The 14919-nt window shown below is 71.8% G+C and carries 9 protein-coding genes; 6 read left to right on the forward strand and 3 right to left on the reverse strand.

The annotated features are described in order from the left end of the window. Window positions 1-107 precede the first annotated feature (107 nt). Window positions 108-668, reverse strand: a complete 561-nt coding sequence (locus tag ITJ55_RS00315) for a hypothetical protein (RefSeq protein WP_194593613.1) — start codon at window positions 666-668, stop codon at window positions 108-110. 113 nt (window positions 669-781) lie between these two features. Between ITJ55_RS00315 and ITJ55_RS00320 the strand changes: the two genes are divergently transcribed. Both ITJ55_RS00320 and ITJ55_RS00325 read left to right on the forward strand, forming a co-directional pair. Then, entirely contained in the window at window positions 782-1921 is a 1140-nt protein-coding gene (locus ITJ55_RS00320) for an SDR family oxidoreductase (RefSeq protein WP_194593614.1), read from the forward strand. A 273-nt stretch (window positions 1922-2194) separates the two neighbouring features. Continuing rightward, a complete protein-coding gene (locus ITJ55_RS00325) occupies window positions 2195-3856 on the forward strand; it encodes an alpha-amylase family protein (RefSeq protein ID WP_194593615.1) in 1662 nt (553 codons plus the stop codon). A gap of 116 nt (window positions 3857-3972) precedes the next feature. Here the strand turns inward: ITJ55_RS00325 and ITJ55_RS00330 are convergent, their stop codons facing one another. Then, window positions 3973-5409, reverse strand: coding sequence for an APC family permease (locus ITJ55_RS00330; RefSeq protein WP_194593616.1), 1437 nt, complete (start codon window positions 5407-5409; stop codon window positions 3973-3975). A gap of 168 nt (window positions 5410-5577) precedes the next feature. Here ITJ55_RS00330 and ITJ55_RS00335 point away from each other — a divergent pair, with 168 nt between their 5' ends. Then, entirely contained in the window at window positions 5578-7233 is a 1656-nt protein-coding gene (locus ITJ55_RS00335; RefSeq protein WP_370543938.1) for a molybdopterin-dependent oxidoreductase, read from the forward strand. A 153-nt stretch (window positions 7234-7386) separates the two neighbouring features. Beyond that, the gene (locus tag ITJ55_RS00340; RefSeq protein WP_056258700.1) at window positions 7387-7686 is read left to right on the forward strand and encodes a putative quinol monooxygenase; all 300 of its coding nucleotides are present in this window, start codon (window positions 7387-7389) and stop codon (window positions 7684-7686) included. A gap of 54 nt (window positions 7687-7740) precedes the next feature. Here ITJ55_RS00340 and ITJ55_RS00345 read toward each other — a convergent pair whose 3' ends face one another. Beyond that, a complete protein-coding gene (locus ITJ55_RS00345; RefSeq protein WP_194593617.1) occupies window positions 7741-11262 on the reverse strand; it encodes a DEAD/DEAH box helicase in 3522 nt (1173 codons plus the stop codon). Window positions 11263-11559: 297 nt separating this feature from the next. Here ITJ55_RS00345 and ITJ55_RS00350 point away from each other — a divergent pair, with 297 nt between their 5' ends. Next, window positions 11560-12402 carry a beta-phosphoglucomutase family hydrolase gene (locus ITJ55_RS00350; protein WP_194593618.1) on the forward strand — a complete coding sequence of 281 codons (843 nt, stop codon included), beginning with the start codon at window positions 11560-11562 and terminating at the stop codon, window positions 12400-12402. Continuing rightward, complete coding sequence (locus ITJ55_RS00355) at window positions 12399-14906, forward strand: glycoside hydrolase family 65 protein (protein ID WP_194593619.1); 2508 nt, start codon at window positions 12399-12401, stop codon at window positions 14904-14906. Before ITJ55_RS00350 ends, ITJ55_RS00355 begins: the two co-directional genes overlap by 4 nt. Window positions 14907-14919: the final 13 nt, after the last annotated feature.

Consider the following 14919-nt stretch of genomic DNA (forward strand, 5'->3'; position numbering starts at 1 on the left):
TCCGTCGAGTCTAGGAGGCGCGGGCCGCGTCGTCCGCGACCGTCACCTCTCGCAGGGCTCGCCAGCCTCCCCGGCCCCGCGCGCGTCGACGACCGCAGGCCTCGCGGTCAGGAGGCGTGGTCGGAGTCGTCGTCGTCGCGGTCGCCCCGCGACTCGCCCGACTCGCCCCGTTCGCGTCCGGCGTCGGCCATGTCACGACGTCCGTCGACCGGGCTGCCGTCGTCGAGCATCGAGGCCGCGACGTCGCCGTCGAGCTCGGCTGCGTGGGCACGGGCGTCTCGCTCGGCCTGCGCGACCAGCTCGGGGTCGTCGTCCATGTCGTCGTGCCCACCGGCGAACGGGGTCTGCGTCTGGGCCACGATCGCCTGCGAGGTCGACCCGAGGATGACGCCGGGGTCGACGCCCTTCTCGTGCGCCAGCGCGGCGGTGAGGCCCGCCGCGAGGCTGCCGCCCGCGGTGCCGAGGGTCGCGACGACGTCCTCCTGCCGGGCGGTGAACGGCTGGTCGCTCAGCTCGCCGACGACCTCGCGCAGGTTCTCGTCGCTGGCCTCGACGGCCTCCGGGTCGCCCTGCGTGATGGCGGCGGCCTGCGACACGACGGCGAGCGCCAAAGCGGCGGCCTCTTCTTCGGGCGTCCGGGCGGTGGGCTCGTTCGTGTCCTGATCCATGGGCCGACCGTACGCCCGGCGCGCCAGGGACCCTGTCAGGTGCAGGTCCTCGGGGTACGGAGCGGTCGGCCCCGGGCGGGAATGCCGGAGGAGGCCCGCGGCTTGGCCCACAGATGAGCTCCACCGAGACACCCCAGACCGGCAGCACCCAGACCGACGGCACCCGGCCCCAGGGCCCCGACACGACCCCCGGCACCGCCCTCGTGGTGGGTGCCAGCGGCATCACCGGCACCGCGCTCGTCGAGCAGTTGACGCGCGAGGGGTGGGACGTCCTCGCGCTCTCGCGCCGCGCCTCCTCGTCCGAGGGCGTGACGGGCATCGCGGCCGACCTGACGAGCGCCGAGAGCCTGCGCACCGCGCTGGCGGACGCGAAGCCGACCCACGTCTTCTTCGCCGCCTGGCAGCGGCGCGACACCGAGGCCGAGAACATCGCGGTCAACGGCGCCATGGTGCGCGACCTGCTGGCCGCCCTCGACCACGCGCCCGTGCGGCACGTGTCGCTCGTCACCGGGCTGAAGCACTACCTCGGCCCGTTCGAGGCCTACGGCAAGGGCGACATGCCCGACACGCCCTTCCACGAGGACGAAGAGCGCCTGCCCTACCCGAACTTTTACTACGCGCAAGAGGACGAGCTGTTCGCCGCCGCCGAGCGCCAGGGCTTCACCTGGTCGGTGCACCGTTCGCACACCGTCATCGGCTTCGCCGTCGGCAACGCCATGAACATGGGGTTGACCCTCGCCGTGCAGGCCGCGCTGAGCACGCGCCTCGGCCGCCCGTTCACGTTCCCCGGCAGCGAGACGCAGTGGAACTCGCTCGTCGACGTCACCGACGCCGGAGTGCTGGCCGAGCAGATGATCTGGGCCGCGACCGACCCGGCCGGCGCCGATGAGGCGTTCAACATCACGAACGGCGACGTGTTCCGCTGGCGCTGGCTGTGGCCCCGCCTCGCTGCACACCTCGGCGTCGACGCCGCGCTCGTCGAGGGGTTCGAGGGCGAGCCGCGGCCGCTCGAGCAGCAGATGGCCGGCCTCGAGCAGGAGTGGCGCGACCTCGTCGCCGAGTACGACCTCGTCGAGCCCGAGTTGTCGCGCGTCGCCTCGTGGTGGCACACCGACGGCGACCTCGGCCGCGACATCGAGGTCGTCACCGACATGGGCAAGGCACGCGACGCCGGGTTCACCCGGTACCGCCGCACCGAGCAGGCCTTCGTCGACCTGTTCGAGCGCTACCGCGCCGCCCGCCTGATCCCGTAGGGGCGGCAGGCCCAGGAGGCGGCGGGTCGGGAGTCCGAGGAGGCGCGGGGCACCAGCCGGGGCGGCGTGCGGCGGCCGCACGGGCGATGCACAGGGGATGGCCAGGGCCGCGCACCCCGGGCGTCGGTACGGTCGGCGAAAGCGACCCACCCGAGACGGAGCCGACATGACCCGCCCGACCCGCGCCTCCTGCGCCGCCCATCCGACCGCCGCCCGCCCCGCCGCGTGCCCGACCGCCTCGCGCCGCCCCGCGACGACGACGGCGACCATCCGATGAGGGTCACCGACACCAGCGACCTGTGGTGGAAGACCGCCGTCTTCTACAACCTCGACGTCGAGACGTACCTCGACTGGAACGACGACGGCGTGGGCGACCTCGAGGGGCTCGCGCACCGTCTCGACCACCTCGCCGAGCTCGGCGTGACCTGCCTGTGGCTGGCGCCGTTCTACCCGTCGCCGCAGCAGGACAACGGCTACGACATCTCGGACTACTACGGCGTCGACCCGCGCTACGGGCACCTCGGCGACTTCGTCGAGGTGGTCCGCACCGCGAAGGACCGCGGCATGCGGGTGATCGTCGACCTCGTCGTCAACCACACGAGCGACCAGCACCCGTGGTTCCAGGCCGCACGGCGCGACCCCGAGAGCCGGTTCCGCGAGTACTACCAGTGGCGCGACGACGTGCCCGACGACCAGCCCGAGAACATGTTCCCCGACGTCGAGGACGGCGTCTGGTCGTTCGACGAGACCGCCGGCCGGTACTACCGGCACTCGTTCTACTCGCACCAGCCCGACCTGGCGACCCACCGGCAGGCCGTGCGCGACGAGATCGCGAAGGTCATCGGCTTCTGGCTGCAGCTCGGCATCGACGGGTTCCGCGTCGACGCCGTGCCGCACCTGATCGACACCGAGGACGGTGCCGAGCACGAGTTCTTGCGGGCCCTGCGCGGGTACGTCTCGCGACGCAGCGGCAGCGGCATGATGCTCGGCGAGGTCAACCTGCCCTACGACGAGATGGTCGCGTTCTTCGGCGAGGACGACGGCGACGAGCTGACCATGCAGTTCGACTTCGTGGCCAACCAGGCGCTCTACCTCTCGCTCGCCCGGCAGGACGCCGCGCCGCTCGCGGCCGCGCTCGCCGACCGGCCGGCCCTGGCGCGAGGCAACCAGTGGGGCAACTTCGTCCGCAACCACGACGAGCTGACCCTCGACCAGCTGAGCGAGTCCGAGCGCGACGAGGTCTTCGAGGCGTTCGCCCCGCTCGAGTCGCAGCGCATCCACGGCCGGGGCATCGTGCGTCGCCTGCCGCCGATGCTCGACGGCGACCCGCGGCGGGTCCGCATGGTCTACAGCCTGATGTTCTCGACGCCCGGGGCACCCGTGCTGTTCTACGGCGAAGAGATCGGCATGGGCGAGAACCCGGAGGTCTCGGGCCGCGACGCCGTCCGCACGCCCATGCAGTGGACCGACGAGCCCGGCGGTGGCTTCTCGCGCGCCGACGCCGACGACCTGGTGGCCCCGGTCGCGGCCGAGGGCTGGGCGCCCGAGCACGTCAACGTCTCACGCCAACGCCACGAGCCCGACTCGATGCTGCGCTTCGTGCAGAACCTGATCCGGCACTACCGTGCCTCGCCCGAGATCGGCTGGGGCGACCTCACCGTGCTCGACTCCGGTCACACCTGCGTCCTGGCCCACGCCGTCCACGGCAGCACGGGCACCCTCGTCGCGCTGCACAACTTCGCTCCCGACGGCCGCTCGGTCGACCTCGACCTGGGCGCGCTCGACCTCGACGGCTCGGCGCGGGTCGTCGACCTGCTCGCCGACCTGGCGACACCCGAGGCGCTGGCCGCCGACGGTCACCTGCGCGTCGAGCTCGAGGGCTACGGGTTCCGCTGGCTGCGCGTGCTGCGGCCGGGCGAGAAGCGGCTCGTCTAGCGGCCCGACCCGGCGACCCGGGACGAGACGACCCGACGACCCGAGGAGGCGCGGTGCCGGTGACGAGACCGGCGCCGCGCCTCCTGCGTGCCCGACCCGCGCCTCCTGCGGTCTCGCTACGCGCCGGGGTCGACGCGCTCGGCGTCGGCGATCGCGTCGCTCGGCACGGGCTTGCCCCGGCGCGAAACGAAGGTCACGAGCCAGAGCACCACGCCGATCGCGAGCAACCCGCCGGCGATCGTGTACTGCTCGGCGCCGCGACCGGACGACACCGGCAGCACGAGCCACAGGCAGGCCACCACGCCGATGATCGGCAGCACCGTGCCCGCCTTGAAGTGCCGGTGCGTCACGGTGTCGCGGCGCAGCACGAGCACGACGACGTTGACCAGCGTGAAGACCGACAACAGCAGCAACGACGTCGTGCCGCCGAGCACCGCGACGATCGGCGACTCGGGAGAGAGCGAGACGTAGCCGATCAGCAGCAGGCTGAGCGCCGTGGTGAAGACGATCGACGCCCACGGTGTCTGGCGCTTCGGGTGCACCTTGCCGAGGAAGCCCGGCAGCACACCCTGCTTGCTCATGCCGTAGAGCAGGCGGCTGGCCATCATCATGTTGATCAGGGCGCTGTTGGCCACGGCGAACATCGAGATGAACGGCAGCAGCTGACCGATCGGGAAGTCCGGGGCCGCCGTGTTCACGACGGTCACCAGCGGCGTCTCGTTGTCGGCCAGCTCGCCGATCGGCACGATGGCGACGGCGCAGATCGACACGAGCACGTAGATCACGGCGGTGATGCCGAGCCCGGTCAGCATGACCTTGGGGAAGATCCGGCTCGGGTCCTTCGTCTCTTCGGCCATGTTGACCGAGTCCTCGAAGCCCACCATCGCGAAGAACGCGAGCGAGGTCGCCGTGCTCACGCTCAACAGCAGCGACTTGTCGCCGGGCGTCTCGAACAGCACCACCTGACCCCAGTCGGCGTTGCCGCCCGCGATGAACCAGAAGCCGATCAGGATCACCATGACGAGGCCCGACAACTCGATCAGCGTCAACACGACGTTCGCCTTGACGCTCTCGCTCACGCCTCGGAAGTTCACGGCCATCACCAGCAGCATGAACGCCATCGCGATCAGCATCACGGCCGAGTTCGAGAGCTCGACCCCGATGCCGGCCGCCAGGTTCGCCGCGAACGCCCTCGACGCCGTCGACGCGCTCGTGATGCCCGAGCACATCACGACGAAGCAGACGATGAACGTCACGAAGTGGATGCCGAACGCCTTGTGCACGTACAGGGCCGCACCCGCGGTCTGCGGGTACTTCGTCACGAGCTCGAGGTACGAGAACGCCGTCACCAGGGCCACGGCGAACGCGATCAAGAAGGGCAGCCACGCCGCGCCGCCGACCTCGGCCGCGACCTGCCCGGTCAGGGCGTAGACGCCCGTGCCGAGGATGTCCCCGACGATGAACAGCAGCAGCAGCTTCGGCCCGATCGCCCTCTTCAGCTCGGTCGGACTCTCGCCCGTGTCGGTCGTGGGCTGCTGGTTCGTCGTCGACATGCTGACCTCCGGGGCGCATCGGTGTGTCTCGGGCGTTCCGGTCATCCTGCTCCCGTCACGGCCGGGGCGGAAGAGCCGGGAGCACATCGTCACGGCCCGGAAACACCGGGCGCCGGCCCGCCCCGAGGACGCAGGCTGTTCACGAACACCGCGACGTACCCTGGGCCCATGTCGGTCCGCCTGTCCCCACCCCCGTCGTCGACGCCCGGCCCCGCCCCGACGCCCGGTGCCACCGACCCGATGACCCCGCGGGCCGCCGGCCTCTGGGCCGCCCTCGCCGGCATCGTCTCGATGGCCGCGTTCCTCGCCGCCGCCGAGGTCGTCGCCCTGGCCACCGGCCCGACCGGCAGCCCGCTCTTCGCCGTGGGCTCGGCCGTCATCGACCTCGCCCCCGCCGGGGTCAAAGACACGATGGTGTCGCTGTTCGGCACCGGCGACAAGGTCGCACTCTTCGTGCTGATGGGCGTGCTGCTCGTCGTCATCACCGGCGCGGCCGGCTACGGCGAGTACCGCCGCCAGCCGATCGGCAAGGTCGCCTTCGTGGCGGGCGGGGCGCTCGCCGTGGTGGCGGTCCTGACCCGCGCCGACGCCGGCCAGGTGGACGCCATCCCGAGCCTCGTCGGCACCTTCGCGGCCGTCGTGCTCGTCGACAAGCTGGCCTCGCGCCTCCGTCGGTGGGTCCGCTCGACCTCGCCGGGCTGGGCCGAGCAGACGCAGCCGGTGCCTCCGTTGCGCGGGGCCGGCCTCGAGCGCCGGTCGTTCTTGACCTACACGGTGGTCGCAGGCGTCGCCGCGGTCGTCGTGGGCACGGGGGCCCGAGTCGTCAACGCGGGCCGCGCCAACGCGGCGGCACTGCGGCGCGCCCTGACGTTGCCGAGCGCGAGCGTGACCGAGGCCGCGGTGCCGGCCGGCGCCTCCCTCGACGTCGAGGGCATCACCCCGTACGTGACGCCCAATGCCGACTTCTACCGCATCGACACCGCGTTGCAGGTGCCGTCGATCGACCCGGCCGACTGGAGCCTGCGCATCCACGGGCTGGTCGACCGCGAGGTCACGATCTCGTTCGACGAGTTGCTCGCTCTGCCCCTCGAAGAGCACATGGCGACCCTCAGCTGCGTCTCGAACGACGTCGGCGGCGACCTCATCGGCAACGCGCTGTGGCTCGGGTACCCGATCCGGTCGCTGCTCGAGCGGGCGGGGCCGAACGGCGGAGCCGACATGGTGCTCTCGCGCAGCATCGACGGCTTCTCGGCGGGGACGCCCCTCGACGTGCTGCAGGACGACGGCACCGACGCCCTGCTCGCCGTCGGCATGAACGGGCAGCCGTTGCCGATCGAGCACGGGTTCCCGGTGCGGATGGTCGTGCCGGGCCTGTTCGGCTACGTCTCGGCGACGAAGTGGGTCGTCGAGATGGAGGTCACGCGCTTCGCCGACGCCCAGGGGTACTGGACGCCCCGCGGCTGGGACGCCCTCGGGCCGGTCAAGCTCGAGTCGCGCATCGACGTGCCCCGCGACGGTGGTTCGGTCGACGCGGCGACGGTCTCGATCGCCGGTGTGGCCTGGCAGCCGCACACCGGAGTCGAGGCGGTGCAGGTGCGCATCGACGGCGGGTCGTGGCTCGACGCGACGCTCGCCGACTCGGTCTCGGCCGACACGTGGCGCCAGTGGGTCTACCGGTGGGACGCCGCGGCCGCCGGCTCGGGGTCGCACACGATCGAGGTCCGGGCCCGGGGCGCCGACGGCACCTGGCAGGCCGAGGAGTACGTCCAGCCGGCACCGAACGGCGCCGAGGGCTGGCACCGGGTGACGGTCGACGTCGCCTGACCCGTAGCCGGCGCCGCTCGGCGACGCCGCCGCGACGCCGTGAGGCCGTGACGCCGTGAGGACGTCGGGAGGCGCGGGTGCCAGGGTGGGAAGTCGCGGCCCGTCCGCCGCGCGGCCCGCCCCCGGGGCCGCCGCCCGATCGAAGGAACCCCCATGCCCACCACCGTCCACCTCGAACTGCACGTCGACCCCGCCCGCCTCGACCTCGCCCACGAGATCGCCCGCGAGACGCTCGTCGCCACGCGCGCCTGGCCCGGCTGCGAGGGGCTCGAGGTGCTCATCGACGACGCCGACCCGTCGGTCATGATCGTCGTCGAGAGCTGGGCCACCTCGGCCGACCACGACGCCTACGTGGCGTGGCGCGCGACGCCCGAGGGAGCCAACCGCCTGCCCGAGGTGCTCGTCGCCCCGCCCACCACCCGGTCGTTCGCCGAGACGGTGCCGCTGGGCTGAAGGCTTGGGCCGCTGGCGCCGGCGCCGGCCGGCCCGGACCGACCCGCCCCGCCGTCAGGCGTCGAGAAGGCCGCGGATGTCGTCGGCCGTGAGCGCTGCGCTGAAGACGGCGTCGTCGTCCATCACGGCGTCGAAGAGCTGGGACTTCTGCGCCTGCAGGGCGAGCACCTTCTCTTCGATGGTGTCGTTGGCGATCATCCGGTAGACCATGACGTTGTCGGTCTGGCCGATGCGGTGCGTGCGGTCGACGGCCTGCGCCTCGGTCGCGGGATTCCACCACGGGTCGAGGATGAACACGTAGTCGGCCTCGGTGAGGTTGAGCCCGAAGCCGCCCGCCTTCAGGCTGATCAAGAACGCCGGGGCGTCACCCGTCTTGAAGCGGTCGATCACTTCACCGCGCCTCCGGGTCGAGCCGTCGAGGTACTCGTAGGCGACGCCGCGTCGTTCGAGCCGGGCGGCCACCTTGTGCAAGAACGTCGTGAACTGGCTGAAGATCAGGGCGCGGTGCCCCTCGGCGACCACGTCGTCGAGTTCGTCGAGCAGCTGGTCGAGCTTGGCCGACGGGATGTCGGCGTAGGCCTCGTCGACGAGTGAGGCGTCGAGCGAGAGCAGCCGCAGCAGGGTCAACGACCGGAACACGATGAACCGGTTGCGGTCGAGGTCGTCCATGAGGCCGAGCAGCTTCTGCCGCTCGCGCTGCAGGAAGGCGTCGTAGAGGTCGCGATGTGCGGGGTCGAGGTCGACGCGCAGCACCTGCTCTTGCTTGGCAGGCAGGTCGGAGGCGACCTGTTCTTTCGTGCGTCGCATCATCAGCGGACGGATGCGGCGGCGCAGCCGCTGCAGCAGCTCGGGCGCCTCGCCCGTGGCGATCGGCTTCACGTAGTCGTCGGCGAAGCGGACGCTGCTGCCGAGCAGGCCGGGTGCCACCACGTGCAGCAGCGACCACAGGTCGGTGAGGCTGTTCTCGAGCGGCGTGCCCGTGATCGCGAGCTTGAACGGCACGTCGAGGTCGACCGCACAACGGTGTGCCTGCGAGGAGCGGTTCTTGACGAACTGGGCCTCGTCGAGGATCAGCCCGGCCCAGCCCTCGGCCTGGTAGGCCGCGAAGTCGAGGCGGAACAGCGCGTACGACGTGACGACCACGTCGGCGCCCTCGGCCAGGTCGTGCACCGAGCCGCTCCCGCCCTTCGCCTGGGTGGCGGTGACCGCGCGGATGGTCAGGCCCGGGGTGAACCGGGCGGCCTCGGCCACCCAGTTCGACACGACCGACGTGGGGGCGACGACCAGGAAGGGTGCAGGCGTGGCGCCTTCGCCAGCGGGGACGGGTGACCCGGCTGGGACGCGTGAGTCGGCGGAGGCCGGCGACCCACCTCGGGTCGGTGACTCGGCGGGGGCCCACGACCCACCTCGGGCACGTTCGGCCTCGCGGACGTGTGCGACCAACGCCAGGGTCTGCAGGGTCTTGCCGAGCCCCATGTCGTCGGCGAGGACGCCGCCGAGCCCGTGCTCGTGCAGGAAGGCCAGCCAGGCGAACCCTTCGTGCTGGTACGGGCGCAGGGTCGCGTCCACCGAGGCCGGCACCGGCACGGCCGTCGCGGCGTCGAGGCCGCCGGAGTCGGCGAGGGCCAGCAGCCCGCCGACGGCCCGCTGCCACTCGGCGGCCGGGATCGTCTCGTCGGCGAGGTCGTCGAGCTCGGACCAGAGACTCGCCTGGTAGCGGTTGATGCGCGGGGCGACCTGCCACTCGTCGAGGGCCGAGGCCTCGTCGATCAGCCGTTTCAGCTCGTCGAAGGCCGGGTGGTCGAGCGAGAGGTACGAGTGGTCGACGAGCAGCAACTTCTTGCGACCCTTGGCGAGGGCGGTGATGAGCGGCGTGAAGGGGACCGTCCGGCCCTCGACCGTCACCATCACGCCGAGGTCGAACCAGTCGCGCTTGTCGGTCGGCATCGTCGTGATCGTCAGCCGCGGCGCGTCGGTCAGCTCGCGGTAGTCCGGTCGCGTGCCGACGAGGTCGACCCGCAGGTCGGGTCGCGCCTCGAGGGCGGGCAGCGTGCCGGTGGCGAACTCGGCCGCGGTCACACCCGTCAGCACCTGGTCACGGGGGACGACGTCGAGCTCGCCCAGGTCGGGCACGGGCGAATGGGCGGTCAGCGGCCGCAGCCCGCCGTCGATCGTCCACCCCCAGGCGAGGCGGATCGTCTGGGCCTTCTCGAACCCGACGGTCAGCGTCAGCATCGGCGGCACGATCGTCGGGAACTCGACCGAGGCGTCCGAGCTGACGACGTCGACGCTCCGTCGCAGGGTCGGGTAGTAGTCGCGCAAGAACTCGGCCGAGTCACCGGCCGGCACGACCACCTCGGGCGTGATGGTCAGCAGGCGTCGCTGTTCGTCGTCGAGCGGGGACGTGGTCGGTGCGAGGGTGAAGGTCAGCACGGGTTCGTGCGCGACGCACCAGACGCCGTGGTCGGCGATCACCCCGGTCGACTCGGCACGACGGGCCACGCCGTCGACGGTGACGCCGGCGGTCAGCAGCATCGACCCGTCGTCGCCTCTCACGGCGTCGACCGTGACGCGGGCCTCGTCACCGACCACGACATCGGTCGACCGTTTGCCCGTCACGAGCGAGACGCCGAGCCGTTCGGCCTCGGCGAGCAGGGGCCAGAGCAGCGGACTCGCGAAGTCGTCGACGAACAGCCAGTCGGCGTCGCCGGGCGTGTAGGTCGAGACGGCCGAACGGTGCAGCGCCGCGAACTGGCCGAACCAGGCGTGCTGTTCGGGCTCGATGGCGAGCCGGTTGAGCTGGTAGGGCAGCGACGACCACGTCAGGTTGCCTCGCACCCAGTTGCCCGTGCCGCTGAGGGTCACGGGTCGCACGCCGAGTCGCTGGACCGTCGGGCCGCCCTGACGACGTGCCGAGGGGGCGACCGCCCGCCCCCGGGTCGAGTGCGCCCGGTCGCGGAGCTCGAACAGCAACCCCATGCGCGTCGTCCGAGCCGAGGAGGCGCGGGTGGGCCGCCCGACCGCCCCCACCGTCGACCGCCAGTCGCCCGTGCCCGTGCCGGGCCGTGCGGCGCCCAGCGCGGTCACGCCCCCGGTCGTGAGGTCGTCGGCGCTGGGCGACGGTGCGCTGCGGTCGGCCACGGCGCGCGCGTTGCTCTGCAGCAGGATCGCCGCGACGTGCTTGCAGTCGCTGCCGATCGGACAGCTGCACCGGCTTCGGACGGGACGGCTGTACTCGCCCCGGGTCGCCCGCAGGTCGACGGCGACCCGGTAGAGGGCCGTCTCGGCGCCGCGGACGCTGCCGTCGAGCCGCTCGTCGGCCGGGTGCCACGTGGTCTCGAGCACGGCACCGTCGCGGACGTACTCTTTGGCCCGGTTGAACGCCCGGGGCCCCACGAGCCGGATGACGTCGACGGCGTCGACGAGCGGCACGGTCGTCGAGTGGACGGGCCCGTCGGCGTCGTCGGGGTCACCGCCCGAGGTGTCGCGCGCGGCACCGGCGCCGGCGGCCGGGAAGCCACCGTGCACGTCGAACTCGTCGCCCAGGTCCATGTCGCCCATGATGTCAGCCGCCACCGACAGCTCGATCGCGCTCCACAGCCCGGAGAGCCACCCCCAGGCAGGCCGGAGGCGTCGCCATGTCCCGTCCCCAGAGGCACCGTCGTCCACACCCCGGACGAGTGGCTAGGTGTCGGGCCTGAGCGGTGCCACACTTGTCCCGTGCGGTTCACGCCGCACCCCGGTCGGTGCAGCAGCCGACCTGCTCCACCCTTCTTCGTCCTGCCCCCGCATCGTTCCGCCTCACCGGCACCGGGCCGTCGTCGCCCCGGTGCCGATCACCCTGCCCCCACGCTCGAAGGGACCGGCCCCCCCGTGTCTTCCGCCACGCCCCGCGACGCCTCGCGCCTCGCCCACCTCGACGCCCTCCTCTTCGACCTGGACGGCGTCCTCACGCCGACCGCCGAGGTCCACATGCGCGCATGGTCCCGGCTCTTCAGCGAGTACTTCGCCGCGCACGGCCTCGCGCCGTACACCGAGGGCGACTACTTCGAGCACGTCGACGGTCGTCCCCGCTACGACGGCGTCCGCGCCATGCTCGCCGCCCGCGACGTCGTGTTGCCCGAGGGCTCGCCCGACGACGGCCCCGACGTCGAGTCGGTCTGCGGTCTCGGAAACCGCAAGAACGCCGCCTTCGCCGCCGAGCTCGACGAGAACGGCGTCACGCCCTACCCGGGGTCGGTGGCGTTCCTCGACCGCGCCATCGCCGAAGGCGTGCGGGTCGCCGTCGTCTCGAGTTCGCGCAACGCCGTCCCCGTGCTCGAGGCCGCGGGCCTGCGCGACCGCTTCGACGTCATCGTCGACGGCGTCGTCGCCGCCGCCGAGGGCATCGCCGGCAAGCCGGCCCCCGACACCTACCTCGAGGGCGCCCGCCGCCTCGGCCTGACCGCCGACGACTGCGTCGTCGTCGAGGACGCCCAGTCCGGCGTCGAGGCCGGCCGCCGTGGGGCCTTCGGCCTCGTCCTGGGGGTCGACCGCGGCACCGGCGCCCAGACCCTGCTCGACTTCGGTGCCGACCTCGTGGTCGACGACCTCGGCACGCTGGTCGGGGCACTCGACCGAACCCGCGCCTCCTCGGCTCCGAACCCCGGCCAGGCGACACCGAGCACGCCCTCGAACAGCAGCAGCAGCACCGGCACCACGGAGGCACAGTCGTGAACCACATCACGTCCGACCCGCTCGATCGTTCGAGGTTCCCCGTCGACGAGTGGGCGCTCGTCGAGGACGAGTACATCCAGGGTGACGAGGGCCTGACCGAGACCGTCTTCGCGGTCGGCAACGGCTACCTGGGCCTCCGCGGCAACCCCGACGAGGGCCGCGGCGGCCACTCGTTCGGCACCTTCGTGAACGGGTTCCACGAGACCTGGCCGATCCGGCACGCCGAGGAGGCCTTCGGCTTCGCCCGCGTCGGCCAGACCATCGTCAACGTGCCCGACGCCAAGGTGATCCGCCTCTACGTCGACGACGAGCCGTTCGTGCTCTTCGAGGCCGACATCCTGCGGCACACCCGGCGCCTCGACTTCCGGGACGGCGCGCTGATCCGTGAGATCGACTGGCGGACGCCCTCGGGCAAGCGCGTGCTGGTCACGAGCCGACGCCTGGTCAGCTTCGAGGACCGCCACCTCGTCGTGATCGAGTACGAGGTGACGATGCTCGACTCGTCGGCCTCGTTGCTCATCTCGAGCCAGATCCTCAACCGTCAAGACCTCGGCGACCAGTACCACGCCGGCATGCGGGCCGCCGCCGAGGCGTTCGACCCGCGCAAGGCCGAGTCGTTCGACGACCGCGTCCTGCAGCCCGTGCTCAAGCGCAACGGTGGCACGCGAGCCGTGCTCGGCTACCGGACGACCAACTCGGGCATGACGATCGCGGTCGGGGCCGACCACCGCATCGAGACCGACGCCGAGTGGGACCAGTCGTCGCAGATCGACGACGACATCGCCAAGCACGTCTACCGCGTCAAGGCGCAGGCCGGCCAGAAGGTCCGACTGGTCAAGACGATCAGCTACCACACCAGCCGCGGCGTGCCCCCGCGCGAGCTGGCCGACCGGTGCGACCGCACCCTCGACCGGGCGTCCGAGACGCCGACCGCCGAGATCTTCGAGCACCAGCGGGCCTGGCTCGACGACTTCTGGCAGCGCAGCGACGTGCAGGTCGCCGGGCAGCCCGAGATCCAGCAGGCCGTCCGCTGGAACCTCTTCCAGCTGGCGCAGGCCACGGCCCGCACCGACGGCCAGGGCGTCGCCGCGAAGGGCGTCACGGGGTCGGGCTACGGCGGCCACTACTTCTGGGACACCGAGATCTACGTCCTGCCGTTCTTGACCTACACGTCGCCGAACGTCGCCCGTAACGCCCTGCGCTTCCGCCTCGGCATGCTCGACGCCGCACGCGACCGCGCGGTCGAGCTCAACCAGCGCGGGGCACTCTTCCCGTGGCGGACGATCAACGGGCTCGAGTCGAGCGCCTACTACGCGGCCGGCACGGCGCAGTACCACATCGACGCCGACATCAGCCACGCGCTCAGCCAGTACGTCCAGGCCACGGGCGACGAGGACTTCCTGCAGCGGGGTGCGGTCGACATCTTGGTCGAGACCGCCCGGCTCTGGGCCGACCTCGGCTTCTGGCGCTCGAACGGTGACCAGCGGTTCCACATCGACGGCGTCACCGGGCCCGACGAGTACACGACCGTGGTCGACGACAACCTCTACACGAACGTCATGGCGCGGGCCAACCTGCGTGCGGCCGTCCGGGCGGTCACCCGTCTGAAGGACGACGCGCCGGTCGCCTTCGACCGCATGGTCGCCCGCCTCGGTCTCGAAGAGCACGAGATCACCGGCTGGCAGCTGGCCGCCGAGGCCATGCACATCCCCTACGACGACCACCGGGGCATCCACCCGCAGGACGCCCAGTTCCTCGACAAAGAGCTGTGGGACCTCGAGGCCACCCCGGCCAACAAGCGTCCGCTGCTGTTGCACTACCACCCGCTGGTCATCTACCGCTTCCAGGTGCTCAAGCAGGCCGACGTCGTGCTGGCGCTGTACCTGCAGGGCGACGAGTTCACGCCCGAGCAGAAGCTCCGCAACTTCGAGTACTACGACGCGCTGACGACGGGCGACTCGACCCTGTCGGGCGTCGTGCAGTCGATCATCGCGGCCGAGGTCGGTCACCACCAGCTCTCGCAGCAGTACTTCCTGTCGTCGCTGTACGTCGACCTCGCCGACCTGCACAAGAACACCTCCGACGGCGTGCACGTCGCCTCGACGGGCGGCATCTGGAGTGCGCTCGTCAACGGCTACGGCGGCATGCGCGATTGGCTCGGGTCGTTCACGTTCGACCCCCGCTTGCCGTCCGACTGGGACGAACTGTCGTTCCGGGTCTCGATCAAGGGCAGCCGCCTGCGGGTCGACCTCGCCCAGCACGAGATCGTCTTCACGATCGAGACGGGAGACGCGGTGACCGTGGCCGTCCGAGGCGAAGAAGTCCACGTGTCGCCCGATGCGCCGGTCCGCGTGGCGCTCGACGGCCAGGGCCCGCGCATCACGACGCGCGTGCCCACCACGAGCGACCTGCGAGGCCTCATGCGCGCCGACGGCTCGGTCATCACCGCGTCGATCCCGACCATCAGCGTCGACCGCTACGACGAGGACGAAGCCGCGTCCTGACGGGCGAGGCGTC

Origin of the sequence: Frigoribacterium sp. VKM Ac-1396 (genome assembly GCF_015350895.1) — a bacterium.
Taxonomy (GTDB): Bacteria; Actinomycetota; Actinomycetes; order Actinomycetales; family Microbacteriaceae; genus Frigoribacterium.

Bases quoted from the DNA above. Each gene is read 5' to 3' on its own strand.
- ITJ55_RS00315 (WP_194593613.1), bottom strand. From the start codon at position 668: ATGGATCAGGACACGAACGAGCCCACCGCCCGGACGCCCGAAGAAGAG.
- ITJ55_RS00320 (WP_194593614.1), top strand. From the start codon at position 782: ATGAGCTCCACCGAGACACCCCAGACCGGCAGCACCCAGACCGACGGC.
- ITJ55_RS00325 (WP_194593615.1), top strand. From the start codon at position 2,195: ATGAGGGTCACCGACACCAGCGACCTGTGGTGGAAGACCGCCGTCTTC.
- ITJ55_RS00330 (WP_194593616.1), bottom strand. From the start codon at position 5,409: ATGTCGACGACGAACCAGCAGCCCACGACCGACACGGGCGAGAGTCCG.
- ITJ55_RS00335 (WP_370543938.1), top strand. From the start codon at position 5,578: ATGTCGGTCCGCCTGTCCCCACCCCCGTCGTCGACGCCCGGCCCCGCC.
- ITJ55_RS00340 (WP_056258700.1), top strand. From the start codon at position 7,387: ATGCCCACCACCGTCCACCTCGAACTGCACGTCGACCCCGCCCGCCTC.